This window comes from Streptomyces sp. NPDC000229, assembly GCF_040300825.1.
Classification (GTDB): domain Bacteria; phylum Actinomycetota; class Actinomycetes; order Streptomycetales; family Streptomycetaceae; genus Streptomyces.
Genome location: NZ_JBEPEL010000070.1, coordinates 1 through 17,844, shown reverse-complemented (window position 1 = coordinate 17,844; position 17,844 = coordinate 1). Strand labels below are relative to the sequence as shown.

The following is a 17,844-nucleotide window of genomic DNA, read 5'->3' as shown; positions in this document are numbered from 1 at the left end:
CCTCTCACTCACGCCCGACAACTTCCGTTGCTGTTATGGCAACGCGCACACACCAACCGGGTGCCATGGGGTGCCCGGCCTCGCCGAGTCTGCGCGCTGGCACGAGAGCTGTGCCGTCGGAGCCCCGCCGGTCCATGTCGGCGCCGTCCGAAGAAACGAGCGCTGGACCCGCCCCGGAGGGAGGTTCGACGGACTTCGACGGGCCTGCGGGCGACGCGGATGCGGAAGAGTTCGACCACCGGGGCGTTCGGCGCCGTCGTCCGGGGCGGCGACGGAACCGCGCCAGTCACCGGGGACTGCCGGAGCGGCACCGGCGAAGCCGCCCGAGCACTTGCTGCGGCGCGGGGGCACGGCCCGCTTGGGCGTATCGCGGGCCGTCGGACCGGCCGCGCACCGCGCGTCTCCACATGAGCACGATCGACAACGATGCCGAGCTGTTCTCCCTGGAGGCTGACATGGATTCACCGGCTCCGGCGGCCTCGACCGCCTTGGGCAGGGCGATGGCTGCCAACGCCCGACAGTAGGCGCGTTCTCAGCCGTGGTGTTGTGGCGGCGTGTTCCCCCCTGAGCGAGTTCCGGTCCCGTCACTGCCGCCGGGTGGGCGACAACCGCTCCTCACCGGCTCAGCAGGCCGGAGATCGCCTTCTCCAGGCGAGAGGCGCGCCCGGCCGGGGTCCTGGCCTTCAGGAGCGGCAGGATGACCTGGTAGCGGCCGGTCTTGTCGAGCGTCTCGAAGTGGGCGGCGGCTTCCGGGCGGGCCGCCAGCGCCTGGGCCAGGTCGGGCGGGACGGTGGCGTCGCGCTGAGCGGTGTAGGCCGCCGCCCAGCGGCCGTCCGCCTGGGCAGCGGCGACCTCGGCCAGGCCGGGCGGCCGCATGCGCCCGGAGGCGGTCAGTCGCTCCACGCGTTCGACGTTCACCCGCGACCAGGAGCTGCCCCTGCGACGGGGCGAGTACCGCTGCAGGAAGAAGTCCTCGTCACAGGACCTGCGGTGGCTGTCGATCCAGCCGTAGCAGAGTGCGACCTCCAGGGCCTCGGTGGCAGTGACCGACACGATGGGCGACCCCTTCTTGGCGATCTTCAGCCAGGCGTCACCCTCCATCCGGTCGTGCTCGGCAAGCCATGATTCCCACGCGGCGGCGTCCTTGAAGTGCATCATCGGCCGAGGATCTCCAGGTAGTGCTGGTTGTACATGATGCCCAGCACGTTGCCGAACGGATCGGTGACCGACGCGGTGACGAAGCCGGGGCCGTACCGGGTCAGGGGCTGGTACGGCGTGGCCCCCATGGACAGCAGCCGGTCCAGAGTGGCCTGTACGTCGTCGACGTGCCAGTGGATGATCGCGCCACCGGGGCCGGCGGGCGCGCCCGGCGGGGCGTAGCGGCGGTCGATGAGGCCGAATTCGGCTTGGTAGTCGCCGATCCGGAACTCGTAATAGGCGGCCGGCCCGCCATTGCCCGGGCGCTCGAAGTACGGCTCGGCACCCAGGAGCTCGGCGTACCAGTTCTTGGCGGCCTCCAGGTCGTCGGCCCAGAAGTTGACGGTGGCGAGCCCTCGCAGCATGGGGGTCCTTCCTTCGGTCGGTGACAGTGACCATCCTCCCGCCTAAAGTGCTCACCATTCGAGCACTTTGCCGGAGAGCTGAGGACATGCGCGCCGACCGACTCGTTGCCGCCCTTCTGCTCATGCAGGCCCGTGGCCGGGTGACCGCCGCCGAGCTGGCCGACGAGCTGGAGGTGTCCGTCGCAACGGCGCGCCGCGATCTGGAGGCGTTGTCAGCAGCGGGCATCCCGGTGTACCCGCAGCCCGGCCGGGGCGGCGGCTGGTCGCTCGTCGGTGGCGCCCGCACCGACCTCAGCGGCCTGTCGGCGGCTGAGGCGCAGGCGCTGTTCCTGCTGGTCGGCCCGGCCGCGGCCGTGTCGGGTGAGGCCAAAGCGGCACTCCGCAAGCTGGTGCGGGCTCTGCCGCAGCCCTTCAGGGCCGACGCCGAGGCCGCTGCCAGTGCCATGCTGATCGACCCCGCCCGGTGGGGGGAGCACGCTCGCCACCGCCCGGAGATGGTCGACCTGCTGCAGGCCGCCGTGATCCGCCGGCGCAAAGTCCGCCTGACCTACACCAGCAGCGCCCGGGAACGGACCGAACGGCTGGTCGACCCGTGGGGCCTGGTCGACAAGGACGACGTCTGGTATCTGCTGGCCGGGACGGAGCGAGGACAGCGAACCTTCCGGGTGGACCGGATCACCGGGGCCGAACCGACCGACCAGCCCTCCGCACGCCCCGACGACTTCGCGCTCACCGCCGCGTGGCAGCAGGTCGTCGGCGAGGTGGAGCGGCGGCGTTCCCGCACTTGGGCGACCGTACTCGTCGAGGCCGCGTTCGTACCGGTGCTGCAGAACCAGTTCGGGCGCCACTGCCACACCGACGGCGAGCTCGACGACGGGCGCGCCCGAGTCCGGCTCGCCGCACCGACCCCGCTGGACATCGCCCGGCACCTCGCCGGCTGGGGCACGATGATCGAGGTCGTCGAACCACGGTCCGTCCAGGCCGAGCTGGCGCGTATCGGCGCCGAGCTCATCAACCGCTACGCCGGTGATGGCCGGGGAGGAGCGACCTGAAGGGCTTGTGCACGGTGGGCGGTGAGACGTCGAGCTCTTGATGATTGCTCATGGTCGAGTGGTGAGGGACACGACTCGTGCAGTGATCAGCAGCAACCGCCGGACCGGGGGCCTGTCGGCCGATGTGATCGCCGAACTCCTCGCCGAGGCGGGCGCGTTGTGGCATGAGTGTCACGAGGCCAGGCTTGCGTCCGGGCCGCGGAAGCGGGCCGTGGGCGCCGGTGCGAAGTACCGGCTGGTGTTCGTTGGCAGGCCACTGGCCGCCCCCTCGTGCGTCTCCGGCACGGGGCCCTCACGACGTGCCGGTCGCTGCTTCGGTCAACGTCGAAACACCATGCGAACCGGTGGCCGCTCAGTACAAGACCTACCTCGACGACCGCTGGAAAGTAAGGCTGCACCAACGTCTGGAGGCTCTTGGGAAGAGATCGTGCCGCTCGACCGGAGGGGAGCTACCGGCGCGTTCGCGCCTGTATGCGATAAGCGCACCTCACCGCGGTCCGTGACCGCACGGCCTTCCCCGCCCCCGGGCCGTCGCCGGGTGGGCCCTCCGCCGCCCGGAGACCCTCGGCGAGACCGAACAGCTCCAGCTCAAGACCGTCCGAGCCCACTGCACCGCACTGGACGCCCTGATCCGGCGCGTCCGCTCCTTCGCGACCATGCTCACCGAGCTCCAGGGCGAGCGTCTGCCGGTCTGGCTCGACGCCGTCCGCCAAGACGAGCTGCCCAGCCTCCACACCCTCGCCGCGGGTATCGACCGAGACCGCCACGCCGTCATCACCGGCCTCACCCTGCCCTGGGGCTTGGGTGCAGTCGAGGGCCATGTCAACCGAATCAAGCCCCTCAAGCGCCGGATGTTCAGCCGCGCCGGGTTCCACCTTCTACGGAAGCGGGCCTTGCTGGTGTGAGGTGCCGGGCCCAGCTGGGTCTCTTCAAGACTCCCGTCGTACGTCACACATGCGGCTGCCGCCTGCACCGCCTCTTGTCCCCGCTGCGACCCTCCGGCCTCTGGCACCCGGCGGCGCCTGTTGCGGCGACGAGAGTCGAGGGCGCCGTCCGGCTGGCCAGGCCATCTCTCATGGATCAGGTGAGGGCGGTTGCTGTCGGTGCCAGCCTCTACGCTGCGCACTCATCGAATGGTTCGGATGGGAAGGCATCAGCCTTGGGTGGCAACGCGTGGTGGCAGGCAGGCCCGTACCAGGAGAGTCTGGTCGCGGCATTCCGGCAGGCTCAGGAGCAGGAACTGGCGAAGGACAACCACGGTTTCGAGGGCCGCACCATAGAAGAGCTGTGGCAGGAGGAGGAGTGGACGAAGTACATCCTCACCGGTGGCACCGGCACAGTGCTGGACCTCATCCACATCGTCCACCCCACGGATACCGCGCGGGGACCTTTCATGCGGCCGTTGACGGACGGCGAGGTGCGGCGGTGGGCCCCCAGCGGCCGGCCCGCTCATGCCGAGTGGGTCAATGCCCTGGAAACCGAGCGGCTGTCCTACCCCGGGCGCGCCTGCGGTAACTGCACAGTGCTCTACCGCGACGGTGAGCCAACCGAGATCGGCTACTGGGGTGTCACAGCCGACTAGGGCCGTGTATCGGAAGTGAATCGCGCGCATAGGGTGTCGGCATGTCGTTGAGTCACATAGCCCTCACGTCCGGCCGTTCGATCGAGCTCACCGAGCTGCGAATGTCGTCGACCTACGGGGGGATGCTGGAGGGCTACCCGTGCAAGCCGGTCAACGACATGAAGGTCAGGAGCCTCCAGCGGCAGGCTGAGCGTGCGTTTCCGTCCACGCCTGTCCATCTGGTTGCCCCCTCCCGCCAGTATCCGGACCAGACCGCCGGCGCCTTCGGTCCCGTCGAGGTGCTGCCTTCCGTGGCCTGCATCGGCGCCTTCCGCTCGACAGCGGTCGCTCCTGAGCTCGACCCGGTGCTGTACCGTTCCGCCCTCACTGTGGTCTGGTTCCAGACCGTCTTGGATGTCCCGTCGGGCGAGGACGCTGACCTTGCGCTTCGCAGCATTCGCTGGGAAGAGCTGGCCCGGGACCACGAGCTCTAGGCAGTGTCTTCAAATGATCTTGTCTGGGATCGCGTGAAGGTTCCGCACCCGGGATGGCCTGGCGGGATGTCCCCGAGCGGTGCGGGCCGTGGGCCACGCTGCACACGCGTTTCCGCTGGTGGGATACGGGCTGAACGCTGTAGGGGGTGACTGTCGATGACAGAGCCCAGAGCACGTCGAAGACACCTGCGAAGTGCAGTCCGACCGCGTAGACGGTGGCCGTCTTCTCGCTCGGGTGGCGATGCCGCACCATTGCTTCGGGCGACTCCGGGCTTCTTGCTAACGCGGTCCGAGGTGCTGCCCTAGGAGTGGAGCAGCACGCGCTTGCGCAGGAGGACGAAGCCGGGACGGCCGAACATCTGGCGCTCGAGCCTCTTGATGCGGTTGACGTGCCGCAAGGGCAGGCCGAGGATGACGGCGTCGCGGTCGCGGTCGATATCCGCAGCAGGGTATGGAGGCTGGGCAGGTCATCCTGCCCGACGGTATCGAGATGTCGGGGAGCCGTTCGCCTCGGCGCTCGGTGAGCATCCGCGCGAAGGCCAGGACAAGCCGGTGAGGGGCCTCCAGCCCGGGGCACTGGGCCAGAGCACTCTTCAGCCGGAGCTGTTCGAGCTCGGCGAGGTTCTCGGGGCGGCTCAGGATCCATCGGAAGAACGCTCGGGGTGAATAATGACTCGCTGCTGGTCGGTGCCTCGGTTATCGAGGTATGCGACCAGTTTCGCCTCGCTGCGCAGCAGCCGATCGCGCTCGTCCGCAGGGATGGACGCCAGTGCGTCGACGAGGACACGCGTTCGCGGTACGTGGACCATCGCACCGGAGTAGATCCGGCACGTGGAACACCACGCCAAGGCGACGCACCGCTCGAACGTCGAGCGCTCAGGCGGATGGATACGGAACTGGTAGGAGCAGACTGCGGTGTGGCAGGCGACGCAGATTCGGCGATCACCGTCCCTGACCGTGTCCCAGGTCGCGACCTTGACCCAACGCTGCCGCCCGGCAGGTGCTCTTCATGTCGTCATGCACACCATCCTCTCTCATGACCACCCCGCAACCTCAGCCGCCCCGGCCAAGCCCACGAAGACAAGGGTGGGCCGGGGCTGAGGACGGAACCCGGGGCCACCTCGGCCGGAACAATCGGCGTGGTAGCCCTGGAGTCGGGCCAAGACCGGCCGCCGACCGCGCGGTATCGTGCCGCCGTCACGGGGAGAGGAGCACGCAATGGGTGAGGGCATACGCCAACCACAGTTCCAGGTGGGCGACGTCTTGCTCGTCAGCTGCCCATCAGCACGTACGCGAGTCACCCATGTGACCCCGTTCGACATCTCGGTCGAGTGGCCGTGGGCACATATTGATCCGGAATCCGAGGTCCAGTGGCACGGCCGCAGGGCGATCCCGCGTACCTCTCGTAACGGTGAGTGGGGCGGGCTCTTTCAAGTCGACTCGAAGCCGGGGCACTTGGAGGTCGGCGACTCCTGCTTGGTGGGCATCCCCGAGACCCTCGTGCGGATCATCGACGTTGGTCGGTTCGACCCACCGGCAGACGTGGGATGGCTTCCGAGGCCCCACACCATGTTGATTGTGTTGCCGGTCGATCATCCCCACGACCCGCACGCAGAGGAAGAAGGTGACACCATCGACCTCGAAACCGCAGCTCCGATCAAGATCGCCCTGGTATCGAGGGGCTGAGAACTCCCAAACGGAACGACGCCTGGACACCTTGCCGGCGTGGCCGGATGTGCAGGGAGAGCCGCGTACGGCAGCCGGCCGTTCCTCGACAGTGGCCCTGGCGGCGGGGATCGTGGGCATGACGGACCCGGCAGTGCCGACCCCTGCCCGGTCTTCCTCGGCCACAACCCGCAGTGGACGCCGTGCTGTTCTTCTCGGCCGCAATCGGGCGGCGCGACACTGCCTCAGTCGCGGCGCGTCTTGCGATTCAGCGGCACTCCCCCTTGGCCGGTGTTGCCGCGGAGCGGTCGGTCGGCAACGCCGCACCGCTGATGGCGGGTCCGGGCGTTGATGCTGTCGGTGCGCGCGGGGGCTCATATCCGTTGTTCGGCCGCAGGGACAGTTCACGCCGGTCCGGGTGCCGCCCGGCGGGTGTCGGCGCCAGAAGTTGTCCCGTAAATGGATTCCGCGGTCGGGGGCTTCAGAGGAAGGCCAGCGGGACGTCCTTCTCGATGCAGAGCCGCAGGACGCCCGCGAGCCGGCGGGCGTCCTCGATGTGCTGCTGGAGGAATGGGTCGCCGCCCTCTCGTGCCCACTGGTCGGTAATGGCCTCCAGCCGGACCAGGATCGACGCGCACTCGTCGGGCAGGAGGTCATCACCACCGACATCCGGATGATCGAGGAGTGGCTCCAGGGCGGTGGACACCTCACTCCACGGGCGCTCGTCGCCGAAGCCTCGCATCTCGGAGAGGACGAACCCCTCCGTCTCGGCCAAACGCCGCCGGAACGCGGCAAAGCCGCTGTAGGACCAGGAGACATCCGGACTGCTGTTGTCTCCGTCGCCTGGGAAAAGAACCAGCCCCATGTGCCCCCCTGCTTGCCGAGTGCACAGGAACGAGGACACTGGGCACCATCTGCAACTGAGATGATCTTGGTGTGGCTGGTGTGATCACGGGGTCGGAGCCTTCCTGGACAGCCCCCGTTCTCCGGGCTGAGCCCCGCGCGCCTTCGGGAAGCTGGTGACGGTGCTGTGACGCGAGGGTGCGGACGTGGTCCGCAACGGCCGGCCGTGGAGCCTTCCGCTGGAGGACCGGGCTCTGCTGGTCGCCGCGTACTGGCGAACGAACCGCACGGCACAGCAGCTCGCCCCACTGCTCGGGGTGTCCAAGTCGGCAGCCGGCCGCATCATCGACCACCTCGGTCCGATGCTCACCCTCCAGCCCTGCAAGCGGTTCGCCAAGGACACCGTGCTCATCGTCGACGGCACCCTGGCCCCACCAGCCACCAGGTCGTCATCGACGCCGACACCCGACCGGTCGTCGTGGTCGGCCGGCCGCTCGCCGGGAACCGCGACGACGGCAAGGCATGGGCGAAGCCCGGCGCCAGGGCCGCCGTCGGCAAGACCCTCACGGTCGCCGACGTCGGTTACCCGGGCACCGGACTCGTCATCCCGCACCACCGCAAGCGCGGCCAGACCGAACTCCCGGACTGGAAAGAAAACGCAACAAGTCCCCGGTCCGCGCCCGCGTCGTGCACCTCTTCGCCCGCATGAAGAACTGGAAGATCCTCCGTGACTGCCGCCTCAAAAGTGACGGAGCACCACGCCATGCTCGGCATCGCCTTGATGCACAACCTCGCCCTCGCCGGATGGATCAGCGGGCCGTACGGCGGCCATGCCCACGCGAGGCAATCCAGAGATCATTCACGGGACTTCCCAATGCTGATGTCAAGCCGCTGCTGCGACGGAGAGTGAGGGGCTGTAGCACGTTCTGTCACGGATCATTGCCCAAGAACGTTGATCCGTCGACGGGCGAGGGCGAGGACAGCTTGCTTGTGTCCTTTCCCTTCGCTCCGCTTCCGTTGGTAGTAAGCCTTGGAGGCGGGGCAGGATTTGAGGCTGGCCATCGCCGACAAGTACATAGTTCGCAGAAGGCCGCGGTGGTAGCGGCGGGGCCTGCGCAGGTTGCCGCTGACGCGGCCGGAGTCTCGGGGTTGTGGGGCCAGGCCGGCGAAGCCGGCCAGACGGTCGGCACTGCTGAAAGCGCCCATGTCGCCGCCTGTTGCGGCGATGAACTCGGCACCGAGCCTGGTACCCATGCCAGGCAGACTGCGGATCACTTCGGCATGCGGATGCTCGCGAAACCGGGCCTCGATGAGGGCGTCGAGTTCCGCGATCTCCTCCTCGAGGGTCATCACCCCCTTCGCGAGGCGGGCCACCATGGCGGCGGCCAGGTTCTCACCGGGCAGCGCGGTGTGCTGTGCCTGAGCTGCCTCGACGGCGGTGCGGGCCAGGACGGCGGCACCTTTGACCTTGCGGTTCTTCAGCCATGTCTCGAGGCGCTTGGCACCTGTTCGACGGATGGCTGCCGGCGTCTGGTAGCCGGTCAGAAGCATGACCGGGCCCTTGTTCGTCAGGTCGAGAGACCGCTCCAGAGCGGGGAAGATCTCCAGCAACTGGGCCCGGAGGCGGTTGATCTGCCGGGTGCGGTCGAAGACGAGGTCCAAGCGCCGGTTGGTCAGGGTGCGCAGGTCGACAGCGATCTCGTCGCCGGGCCGCAGCAGACCCAGGTCCCGCCGGATGCGAGCCTGGTCGGCGATGACGAAGGCGTCCTTCGCGTCGGTCTTTCCCTCGCCCCGGTAAGTGGCCGAGGCCCGGTGGACCGCGAGACCGGTGAGGTAGGCGACGGGCTGGTCATGGGCCGTGAGCAAGCCGATCAGCAGGACGGCGCCGCCGTGGTTGAGGTCGACGGCCCAGAGCACATCGTCGGATATCGCCAGCACATCGCCGATCAGAGCCAGCAGTTCAGTCTCGTCGTTCTCGATCCGGCGGGACAGCAGCCGCTCGCCCTCCGCGTTGATCACCACGGCATGGTGATGCGTCTTGCCGATGTCCACCCCGGCCCAGATCTCGGGCACGTCCCCTCCCGCCAGCTCGTCTCACATCAATCCCGCGGACGACCTCGCCGGCGTTGTCCTACAGCAGCGATCGAGTCGCGTCTCCCAATCAGCGGTCGAGTCGTCGCGGGGCTCCAAGTGGCCAAGTCCCGTAAGCCATCCAGCGGCTCAGCCTTTACAGCCATACCCGGAGCCCCCGGGCCCTCCGATCCTACGAATGACCGGTCAGACCCACGCCTAGAAAGGTAGGACAGCCCTTAGGTAGCCGGGCGACGTGCGGAATGAGTACGAGTGCTCATGCCCGCCGCCTGCGGACCGTCGACGATGAAGATCACGTCGTTGATACCGGGGGAACCACATGCTCAGCCGCCTCAGCCAGACCCTGGTGCCCGCCATCGGGCGCCTTACGGTGACCGCCGACGCCGGCGCCGACATCGCGCCTGGCAGCATCATCGCCGCGAACCACACCTCGCTCGCCGACCCGGCGATCGTGCTCGCCGCGCTGCGCCGACTCGGCGTCCGGCCGGTCGTCATGGCGGCCGCCGGCCTGTGGCGCCTGCCCCTTCTCGGGCGCGCGCTCGCCCGCGAGGGCCACATCCCCGTGCACCGCCGGGACCGGCGCGCCGCACAAGCACTCGACCTCGCCGCGGTCGCGCTGGGCGAGGGGCGGCCAGTCCTCATCTATGCCGAGGGCGGCCTCCCGCTCCGGAGGGACGCCGCCGAGGCCGCACCGGGTACTTTCCGCAGCGGGCTCGCCCGGCTCGCCGAGCGCACCGGCGCGCCGGTCGTACCGGTCGGTCAGGCCGGAGCACGCCGGGTCACCTCGGGGAGCGTGACCAAGCAGCTCGCAGGCCTCGTCACATCGCCGGTCCGCCGCCCTGGCCTGCACGTCCATGTGGGGACGCCGCTCACGCTGACCGGCGACCAAGCCGCGCGTACGGCGCAGGCGTACGGGGCGGTGACCGACGCCTGGCGTACTGCGGCCGCCCGACTCGGCGAGCCCGCAGCACTGGCCGCTTAGCGGCACCCATGGCACCGGTCCGTCCGATGCGCCTGCTGCGGAGTGCGGTCGGGCGGAAGGCGTCCTCGGGTGTCGTCCGGGGGGTGGCCAGGGGCGGGGGAGGTTGCCCTCTTCCTGGGCGACGTGCGAGCAGGCCATGGCGGCGGCCGTCATGCCGAGCCGGTCGAGTACCTCGATCGACTCCCGCAGGATCAGGGTGTCGGCGTCCGCCATGGCGTCGCCGCAACGGTCCCGTTCGGCCAGGTCCTCGGCAACCGTGGTCGGTAGCCGGCGCCGCCACCGTGCGGCCGGCACCTCACGCGAGGCCTCCATCGCGACGACGCCGCGAACCGCGCGGGCGATCAGGAGAAACACCCGGTGACCGTCGCCCGTCCGTGCAGCGCTCGCCGAGGGCCGGGACCCGTCGCCGAGCTGGTTCGGTGCGTGTTCGCCTCGTATGATCCGCGAGCCACCAGAAAGGACCGACCCCATGACGGCCGACCCGACCGACACCGATGCGGAATTCGCCCGCCGCTGGCTGCTCACCCAGGGCGCGGTGCGCGGCGTGAATGGCGTATGGCAGAGGCCGGAGCTGCCGGCCGGATGCCTGGCGGGCAGTCAGTCCGCCGATATGTGGGCGGACATCGCGATGCATGATGCGGAGTTGAGCGCCGAGGAGACGGTACGAGTGGTCCTCGGACTCATGGACCTGTGCGACGAGCCGGATGTGACGTCGGCCTTCACGTCGTGGATCGATGCGTACGAGGAGACCCGGGCGCATCTCTGGGCGGCGTACCGGCCACGCCTGGAAGCCGTCGAGGAGCCGCGCGGCGTGCTCGACTCGCTCTCCTACTGGTTCGAGGACGGCTCGTGCGTTTCAGGCTGCTTCCATGGCGTCCTGGGCGGTGAGGCTCACTCGTTCCCGGACCGTCTCCGTCCCGGCGCACCGGGCCGCGAGGCACTGCTGCGCCGTATCCGCCGTGTGCTGTCCCTGTCCCGTCCTGTTCCCTGGGCGGACCTCCAGCCCGTGTACGAGGCGGTGTCCACGGTTCCGGAGCTCCGCGCCGCACTGGCGGTTGCCGGCCCTCGCGGGTGAGGTGGGCGGCCACGGTCTTGCGCCGGCCGTTTCCAGCAGTCTGCGATCATGCCCGCCACACGGTCGCGTCCCACTTCCGGCAGCCGTACGAGGAGGCAGACATCAGCATGACCCGGCGCGTTCGCACGACACACAAGGCCGAAGCGCCTCGGCACCATGCGCACCGGCCGACCGGGGAAGCGTGGCTCAGGCGGCCACGCCGTTCGGTGTGCCTGGTGGGGGTCGTCCTGGCGCTGCTCGGCGGTTGCGAGGTCCTCTCCACCGACAAGACTCCGCAGCGCATCAAGGACGGTACCTCCCAGCTCGACCTGTCCGTCCTCGGGCGGCCCACTCCCGGGGGCCTCGCGACCACCGAGCATGTGCTCGCCCGTCTCAAGGCCCGGGACGTCGAGGGCCTTGCCGAACTCGCCGGGGAAGACGGCGGCGCGACGGACCACGCGAAGCGCTGGGTGGCGCGGTGGGGAGACGCCGCGCAGCGCCCGGCCACGGCGGAGTTCCTCCGTGGGGAGAAGGAGGCGTCCGTCGATGTCCGGTTTCGGGGTGAACGCTCCACGCTGTCGCTGCTGCTGATGCCGGAGGACGAGAAGGCTCCCTACGACGACCGGTTCGTGGTCGTTCTCCATGAGGACCCGTGAGGCACCGGCGAGGCACCCCGGGCATCCGGTGAGCGCCCGCGCACGCTCGCCGGCCGGACCACGATGTACGCGTGGGGCGCCCGTGGCGCGCAGAAGCCCCGCCGCGACGGGGGAAAGCACGGCGGGGCGTAGTGACGGGTGCCCCGTCCAGCCGTGGTCCTGCCCGTGCCGTTTCGTTCGGAGCATCCGACGCTCGAACGACAAGAGCCGTCGCCCCGATGTGCGGTGAGCGCGGATCGGGTCGCTGCTTCGTGACCGCAGGCCGGAGCGGGGCGGCGGGATCGCCCTGCGGTGGTCGAGGTGATCGGCCGAAGGCTGGGGACCGGTCCATGGCGGGATGCTCCCGGACGGCGCTGGGCGCCGAGCACGCTTCGCAGGCCCGCGCTTTCAGCGGCACGGGGGGGGCCGGCCGGGGGGCCGGATCCGTCCGGGCGTTGGCCGCCATCCTGACAGCCTGCCGGGTGGTCGGTTCCTGTCTCATGCCGATCACCCGGTCGGCGCAGTATGCCGCCAACCGACTCGGGCAGGAGCGCGTCATCGGGCCGGTTCACTCCGCCGTGCCCGGCGTGTGGGGAGTGCCGCGGTTGAACCCCGAGCCGACCGCGGCACGACCACTCATGATGCGTCTCCCTGTGGGTGGCCCGGGACACGACCCTGCTCGGGGCCGATCGAGCGCACGGCGCTTCTGGCCCACTACGGCGCGCTGCGCCAGCCCGTGGTGACGCCGCCCACGGTGAAAAACGTCCGCTCACCGCGGAGGGAACCGTCGGCGACGCGTGCACAGTGGCTCAGGCCGACCCCGGCCACGCCGCACCGTCCGCTTGGAGCTGCCGTCGGGCGGCCGGCCCGGCCAGAGTCCTGCGCGGGGCGTGGAACCGGCCGTGGCGGAATCGTGTCCCCCTTGAGGAAGGCGCGCCGGGCACCCTCGCGGGGGGGGTGGCCTCGCGCCGGCCGAGCGCAATGCGATGCGACCGCGCCGAGGGGGCGGAGATGATCAGTTGGTCGGTCCCCGGGTACACCGAGACCCGGGAACTGGGCGCCGGCGCGAGCGGGCGGGTCGTCCTCGCCGTCCATGACGCGACCGGCGTACCGGTGGCCGTGAAGTACCTCAGTGAGCGGTTGCGGACGGACCGGGCCTTCGTCGAGGACTTCCGTGCGGAGGCACGTCTGCTCGGCGGCCTGGACACGCCGTACGTGGCAGGACTGTACGAGTACGTCGAAGCGCCGCACGGTGCGGCCATCGTGATGGAGCTGGTCGACGGTGTGGCCCTGCGCGCGCTGCTGTCCCGCGAGGGTGCGACCGGCCCCGAGGCCGCGCTGGTGGTGCTCAAGGGATCGCTCCTCGGTCTGGCCGCCGCTCATCGCCTGGGTGTCGTGCACCGCGACTACAAGCCCGAGAACGTGCTGGTGTCCGCCGACGGATCCTCCACGCTCGTCGACTTCGGCATCGCCGCGAACCGTGGCAGCACCCGGGGCGTCGCCGGCACTCCCGCTTACATGGCGCCGGAGCAGTGGCGGGGGCGGCCCGCCTCGCCGACGGCCGATGTCTACGCGGCGACCGCCACGTTCTACGAGTGTCTGACCGGCCGCAAACCGTTCTCGGGCCAGAACTTCGCCGAACTGGCGCTGCAGCACATCGAAGCGCCGGTTCCCGACGACGTACCCGAGCCGGTGCGCGGGCTCGTCCGGCGCGGGCTCGCCAAGGATCCGGCGGAACGGCCCGAGCACGCCGCGGCTTTCGTGACGGAACTGGAACGCGTGGCCACCGCGGCCTACGGGTCTGACTGGGAGGAGCGCGGCAGGGGCAGACTGGCCGCGCTCGCCGCCCTCCTCCCGCTGCTGTTCCCCTCGGCCGGTGAACCGGCCTCGGGCACCACCGCCGTCGCGACGACGACCCTGCCTGGCAACGGGTGGCGCCCGGGGAGGCAGGGGCTCGGTGGCCTACCGGCCTTCGCGGCGGCACTGATCCTCGCCCTCGTACTGGTCCTTGTCGCACGGGCGGAAGACGACAGGGCCGTACGGACGACGGGCCAGGTCCTCGCCACCACGAGCGCCCGACCGGGGGTACCGGCGGCCGCCTCCTCCATGACCCCGGGGACCGCCCCCAGCCCTTCGCCGCCGACGAGCTCCCCTCCTGCCGGTGTGACGCCGCCTGTGACGGCGAGCGCCGACCCGCCCGACCCCACGCTCGCTCAGGCGCCTCCCGCACTCACACCATCGGCACCGGCCACACCCACCGCTCCCCCCGCGTCCACCACAGCCACCACGGCCCCTCCGGCCACCGAGCCCCCCTCGACGCCCGCTGAACGGCCGGTGGCGGTGAAGTCGGTCTCCGTCACCGGCCTGCGGCAGACGAGCCCGAGCGGCGCCGAGGCATCCTTCGAGATCGTCACCGACGGCCCCGGTCCGGTGACCGTCGTGATCACCTGGTTCACCGGAGACACCGAGGGCGAGCCGGGGGAGCCGGACGGTACGGAGACCCTGCGGCGCAGCGGCGCGACGCGGTACTCGGTCACGCTCGGCCACACCTTCATTGGCAACGGCTGCTACTGGGGTGTACGCGCGACGACCGAACCGGCCGCCGCGAACGGAAGCTCCTCCCAGCAGATCCTCACCCGGAGGTGCACCCTCACATGACGGATCCTGGGGTTCCCGACGGCCGCGACGAAGAGGCGGCGAACGACGCGTACAGCGCCACCGTCCTCGGCAGCCACTGGTTCGAGCGTGGAGAGGCATCCCCCGCGCTCGTCTCCCCCGCCCCGCCCCGGCCGACGGCAGCCGCGGCTCCCGACCGCGTCGAGGGCGACGTCCTGCGCTTCGGACCGGGCGTGAGGGCGGCAACCGCCCGCCACCGCCGGCTTGATGGGAGCACGGCCACCCGCGTCTGGCACGGCACCCTGCCGGGCCACGACCTCACCCCGCCGACGCCACAGCGGCGCAAGGCCGTCCGGCGGTACGTACCGGCCGCCGTGGTGCTGCTCGCCGTGCCGGCCTTCCTCGCCTGGGAGCGCTACGGCAACGTCCTGACGGTACGGGAGGTGACGGTCACCACCACCGGTGTGACGGAACTCGGTTGCGACGGCACGGCGGACGTCGTGGGCGAGGTGACGACCGACGGACGACCGGGCACGGTGACCTACCGCTGGGAACGCAGCGACGGCACCAGGACGGAGCTTCTGCGGGAGCAGATCCGTCAGGGGCAGGAACGGGCGCGGCTGCATCTTCTGTGGACCTTCCACGGTGCGGGTGAGTACCGGGGCACGGCCACGCTGATCGTGGTTTCCCCCACCGGGCACACCGCCACCTCGCCGTCCCTCACCTACCGGTGCGTCTGAATCCCGCACCGGCCGGCAGCCTCATGCGGCTCAGACAGACGGGGACGGCACGTACGCCAGCCCGTGGGCGCCTGCTTCTCCGCTCCTGCCCACCTCCAGCGACGTCACGACCGACACCACCTCCGTCACCCGCCGCCGGCCGGGATCGATGACCGCGATCTGCCGCGAGCCGGGCCGCCGTTGGCGTGGTAGGAGCCGGAGCGGTACGTGATCGTGCAGTACAGCCGTCGGCGGGCCGCCTCGAGGAGGACGCCGCTCGCCTCCATGTGCCGGTCCCCGCCATGAGTCGCATGCTGGGCCGCATTCGTGCCGCACTCGGTGACCCCGTCCTCGTACGGGCCGGGCGTCACCTCGTCCCCACGCCCCGCGCCGCGGAGCCGCGTCCCCGGGTGCACGCCGTCGTCCGGCAGGCGCGCGGGCTCCTCGCCCCGGCGCCGGTCACCGATCCGGGGGCGATGGTGCGGGAGTTCAGCGTTCGGACGAGCGACCTGGCCCTCGCGGGGCTCGCCCGCCGACTGGTGAGCGCCGTGGCGCGTGAGGCCCCGGGGGGTCACCCTCCGTTTCCTCCCGGAAAGCCTGGACGGCACTCCCGCCCTGCGCGAGGGCGGGCGCACCTGGAGGTCGGGGTCATCCGGCAGGCGGGCCCGGAGACCCGGATCGAGGCGCTGGGCGGGACCCGCCTTGTCGGAGTCGTCCGGCCGGAACACCCCCTGGCCGCCCGGGCGAAGGTCACGGCCCGGGACTTCGCCTCCGCCGAGCACATCGGGGTGTCCCGGCAGGGGCGGGTACGGGGGCCGGTCGACGACGCGCTCACCGCTCTCGGTCTGATGCGACGGGGCGTCGCCGTCGTACCGGGCTGGTCCGCCGCGCTCCACCTGTGCCGCGAAACCGACTTGGTCCGTCTCGCGACCCGGCCGGTCGCCGATGCCTTCGGCCTCCGTGCCTTCGAGGTGCCGCTGGACCTGCCGCCGTTGACGCTCTCCATGGCATGGCACCCGCGCAACGACGCCGACCCGCACACAGTTGGCTGCGCGACCGGTTGCGTACGGCCTGGTGTACCGATCACTGACGTCCCGGCTCAGGGGTGTGCGCGTCCCGAGACGGCCACCGCACACAGGGACTTGGCGGGTCTTCCGCACAGCGAGCGGCACGGCGCACGGCGCCGGGGCCTGTGGCGACGGGGTGGCGGTGCGGTCCGCTTCGCCGGGCGCGCCGCTCCGGGGCCGGCACCTCCGGGTCGGGCCGGGGCCCGGGTGGGGATATGCGGAAGAGGCTCGTGGGCTCCTTCCGCGTACACGCTGTTCTCACCTCACATGCTCATAGGGAAGGGCTGGGTAGAAATTAAACCGGGTGGTATGTATCTTCGGGGCCGGACCAGCGGGCGCCTCGCCCGTTATACACCGCGCGTCTTGGGGGGATACATGACTACAAGCGCATTCCGGACGGAGAGCCCTCTGAGCACCGCACCCGTGCCCGCCGGGGGCCGGGGAGGGGCTCCGACTCCCTGGCCGCCCGCTTTCCGGTTTCCTTCGCTGACCACCACGGTGCCCAAGGAATTCGTGCACCGGGCCGCCGTCGCCGAGGTCATGCTCACCGATTGGCGGCGCAGGAGCGACACCCGCTTCGACGTCACCGCCCAGTGGCCTCGCGGACACAGCTTCTTCAGCCCGATATCCGGGCACCACGACCCCCTGCTCGCGGCGGAAACGATCCGTCAGGTCGGTTCGCTGCTCGCCCATGCGGAGTTCGGCGTTCCGTTCGGCCACCACTTCCTCATGTGGGACCTGGACTACTCCGTCGAGCCGGAGCACCTCCTGGTCGGTGACGCCCCCGCCTCGCTCGACATCGACGTCGTCTGCACCGACGTCAAACGGCGCGGAGGCGCCCTGGCCGGTCTGCGCTACACGGCGGTGATCAGGCGGAACGGCCACCTCGCCGTGACCGGAAGCGCCTCGTACACCTGCACTTCCCCGGCGGTCTACCGGCGGCTCCGGGCCGGACGCGGGCTCGAGGACGGCCGACCCCCGATTCCGCTGACCGCTCCCGCCTCACCGCAGAGTGTCGGGCGGACGTCGCCCATGGACGTGGTGCTCTCCCCCACCGGTGAGGAGCGGCGCTGGCAGCTGCGCGCCGACAGCCGCCACCACGTGCTGTTCGACCACCCGGTCGACCATGTCCCGGGCATGGTCCTGATGGAGGCCGCCCGCCAGGCGGCGGCCGCGCTCCTGGGGGACGGCGGCATGTACCCCCTCGCCATGACCAGCCACTTCACGCGGTACGCCGAGTTGAACGCGCCCTGCCTGGTCGAGGCCACTCCCCTGCCCGGGGCGGAGACCGGCCGCAGGTCGGTCCGTGTGACCGGCCACCAGGAGGGGGAGCACGTCTTCTCCTCGACGGTGACGTCACCGGCGCAGCTGCTCTGACGCGCCGGCGCGTCGGCGGGCCGGCTTCCGGCTTCGGCTCCTCGGCCTGGAGGCCGGTGATCCTCTCGGGGTGCTGCACCAGGGCCTGGGCGCGGACCGGGTCGAGCTGGTCGACGTCCACGTCGA

At 70.6% G+C, this 17,844-nt stretch carries 14 protein-coding genes and 4 pseudogenes; 13 read left to right on the top strand and 5 right to left on the bottom strand.

Going from position 1 to position 17,844, the window contains the following annotated elements; translation table 11 throughout:
- Positions 1–615: 615 nt before the first annotated feature.
- Both ABT360_RS27180 and ABT360_RS27175 read right to left on the bottom strand, forming a co-directional pair.
- Entirely contained in the window at positions 616–1,158 is a 543-nt protein-coding gene (locus ABT360_RS27180; RefSeq protein ID WP_351821783.1) for a YdeI/OmpD-associated family protein, read from the bottom strand.
- Positions 1,155–1,562, bottom strand: coding sequence for a VOC family protein (locus ABT360_RS27175; RefSeq protein WP_351821780.1), 408 nt, complete (start codon positions 1,560–1,562; stop codon positions 1,155–1,157). The genes ABT360_RS27180 and ABT360_RS27175 overlap by 4 nt, the downstream gene beginning before the upstream one ends.
- An 86-nt stretch (positions 1,563–1,648) precedes the next feature.
- Between ABT360_RS27175 and ABT360_RS27170 the strand changes: the two genes are divergently transcribed.
- From ABT360_RS27170 to ABT360_RS27150, 5 genes and pseudogenes are all read left to right on the top strand, one after another.
- Positions 1,649–2,614 carry a helix-turn-helix transcriptional regulator gene (locus tag ABT360_RS27170; protein WP_351821777.1) on the top strand — a complete coding sequence of 322 codons (966 nt, stop codon included), beginning with the start codon at positions 1,649–1,651 and terminating at the stop codon, positions 2,612–2,614.
- A 344-nt stretch (positions 2,615–2,958) separates the two neighbouring features.
- Positions 2,959–3,519 (top strand): annotated as a pseudogene (locus tag ABT360_RS35425) (ISL3 family transposase); the annotation flags it as partial.
- A 254-nt stretch (positions 3,520–3,773) separates the two neighbouring features.
- The gene (locus tag ABT360_RS27160) at positions 3,774–4,196 is read left to right on the top strand and encodes a hypothetical protein (protein WP_351821772.1); all 423 of its coding nucleotides are present in this window, start codon (positions 3,774–3,776) and stop codon (positions 4,194–4,196) included.
- 41 nt (positions 4,197–4,237) lie between these two features.
- On the top strand, positions 4,238–4,669 hold the full coding sequence (locus tag ABT360_RS27155) for a hypothetical protein (RefSeq protein ID WP_351821770.1): 432 nt from the start codon (positions 4,238–4,240) through the stop codon (positions 4,667–4,669).
- Positions 4,670–5,887: 1,218 nt separating this feature from the next.
- Positions 5,888–6,355 carry a hypothetical protein gene (locus ABT360_RS27150; protein WP_351821767.1) on the top strand — a complete coding sequence of 156 codons (468 nt, stop codon included), beginning with the start codon at positions 5,888–5,890 and terminating at the stop codon, positions 6,353–6,355.
- 460 nt (positions 6,356–6,815) lie between these two features.
- Here ABT360_RS27150 and ABT360_RS27145 read toward each other — a convergent pair whose 3' ends face one another.
- Complete coding sequence (locus tag ABT360_RS27145) at positions 6,816–7,199, bottom strand: hypothetical protein (protein ID WP_351821764.1); 384 nt, start codon at positions 7,197–7,199, stop codon at positions 6,816–6,818.
- 71 nt (positions 7,200–7,270) lie between these two features.
- Between ABT360_RS27145 and ABT360_RS27140 the strand changes: the two are divergent.
- Positions 7,271–8,087 (top strand): annotated as a pseudogene (locus ABT360_RS27140) (transposase family protein).
- On the opposite strand, the pseudogene ABT360_RS27135 reads toward ABT360_RS27140, so the two are convergent.
- A pseudogene (locus ABT360_RS27135) lies at positions 8,061–9,250 on the bottom strand (IS110 family transposase). The pseudogenes ABT360_RS27140 and ABT360_RS27135 sit on opposite strands and share 27 nt — an antisense overlap.
- 337 nt (positions 9,251–9,587) lie before the next feature.
- Here ABT360_RS27135 and ABT360_RS27130 point away from each other — a divergent pair.
- The 5 genes from ABT360_RS27130 (at position 9,588) to ABT360_RS27110 (ending at position 15,295) form a co-directional block, all read left to right on the top strand.
- A complete protein-coding gene (locus ABT360_RS27130) occupies positions 9,588–10,250 on the top strand; it encodes a lysophospholipid acyltransferase family protein (RefSeq protein ID WP_351821761.1) in 663 nt (220 codons plus the stop codon).
- Between the two features lie 469 nt (positions 10,251–10,719).
- Positions 10,720–11,325, top strand: a complete 606-nt coding sequence (locus ABT360_RS27125) for a hypothetical protein (RefSeq protein ID WP_351821758.1) — start codon at positions 10,720–10,722, stop codon at positions 11,323–11,325.
- A gap of 215 nt (positions 11,326–11,540) precedes the next feature.
- Positions 11,541–11,960, top strand: coding sequence for a hypothetical protein (locus tag ABT360_RS27120; protein ID WP_351821755.1), 420 nt, complete (start codon positions 11,541–11,543; stop codon positions 11,958–11,960).
- A 990-nt stretch (positions 11,961–12,950) separates the two neighbouring features.
- Positions 12,951–14,597 carry a serine/threonine-protein kinase gene (locus ABT360_RS27115; RefSeq protein ID WP_351821752.1) on the top strand — a complete coding sequence of 549 codons (1,647 nt, stop codon included), beginning with the start codon at positions 12,951–12,953 and terminating at the stop codon, positions 14,595–14,597.
- Positions 14,594–15,295 (top strand): hypothetical protein, encoded by a 702-nt coding sequence (locus ABT360_RS27110; protein WP_351821749.1) that lies wholly within the window; start codon positions 14,594–14,596, stop codon positions 15,293–15,295. The genes ABT360_RS27115 and ABT360_RS27110 overlap by 4 nt, the downstream gene beginning before the upstream one ends.
- A gap of 125 nt (positions 15,296–15,420) precedes the next feature.
- Here the strand turns inward: ABT360_RS27110 and ABT360_RS35420 are convergent, their stop codons facing one another.
- Positions 15,421–15,849 (bottom strand): hypothetical protein, encoded by a 429-nt coding sequence (locus ABT360_RS35420; RefSeq protein ID WP_444852330.1) that lies wholly within the window; start codon positions 15,847–15,849, stop codon positions 15,421–15,423.
- Here ABT360_RS35420 and ABT360_RS27105 point away from each other — a divergent pair.
- Positions 15,751–16,299, top strand: a pseudogene (locus tag ABT360_RS27105) (LysR substrate-binding domain-containing protein); the annotation flags it as partial. The gene ABT360_RS35420 and the pseudogene ABT360_RS27105 sit on opposite strands and share 99 nt — an antisense overlap.
- Before the next feature lie 540 nt (positions 16,300–16,839).
- On the top strand, positions 16,840–17,718 hold the full coding sequence (locus ABT360_RS27100) for a ScbA/BarX family gamma-butyrolactone biosynthesis protein (protein WP_351821835.1): 879 nt from the start codon (positions 16,840–16,842) through the stop codon (positions 17,716–17,718).
- The last annotated feature ends 126 nt before the right edge of the window (positions 17,719–17,844 follow it).

What these genes read in the sequence shown, in the direction of transcription:
- ABT360_RS27145 (WP_351821764.1), bottom strand. Translation starts at nt 7,199, where the DNA reads ATGGGGCTGGTTCTTTTCCCAGGCGACGGAGACAACAGCAGTCCGGAT.
- ABT360_RS27175 (WP_351821780.1), bottom strand. Translation starts at nt 1,562, where the DNA reads ATGCTGCGAGGGCTCGCCACCGTCAACTTCTGGGCCGACGACCTGGAG.
- ABT360_RS27110 (WP_351821749.1), top strand. Translation starts at nt 14,594, where the DNA reads ATGACGGATCCTGGGGTTCCCGACGGCCGCGACGAAGAGGCGGCGAAC.
- ABT360_RS27130 (WP_351821761.1), top strand. Translation starts at nt 9,588, where the DNA reads ATGCTCAGCCGCCTCAGCCAGACCCTGGTGCCCGCCATCGGGCGCCTT.
- ABT360_RS27125 (WP_351821758.1), top strand. Translation starts at nt 10,720, where the DNA reads ATGACGGCCGACCCGACCGACACCGATGCGGAATTCGCCCGCCGCTGG.
- ABT360_RS27180 (WP_351821783.1), bottom strand. Translation starts at nt 1,158, where the DNA reads ATGATGCACTTCAAGGACGCCGCCGCGTGGGAATCATGGCTTGCCGAG.
- ABT360_RS27170 (WP_351821777.1), top strand. Translation starts at nt 1,649, where the DNA reads ATGCGCGCCGACCGACTCGTTGCCGCCCTTCTGCTCATGCAGGCCCGT.
- ABT360_RS27155 (WP_351821770.1), top strand. Translation starts at nt 4,238, where the DNA reads ATGTCGTTGAGTCACATAGCCCTCACGTCCGGCCGTTCGATCGAGCTC.
- ABT360_RS27150 (WP_351821767.1), top strand. Translation starts at nt 5,888, where the DNA reads ATGGGTGAGGGCATACGCCAACCACAGTTCCAGGTGGGCGACGTCTTG.
- ABT360_RS27115 (WP_351821752.1), top strand. Translation starts at nt 12,951, where the DNA reads ATGATCAGTTGGTCGGTCCCCGGGTACACCGAGACCCGGGAACTGGGC.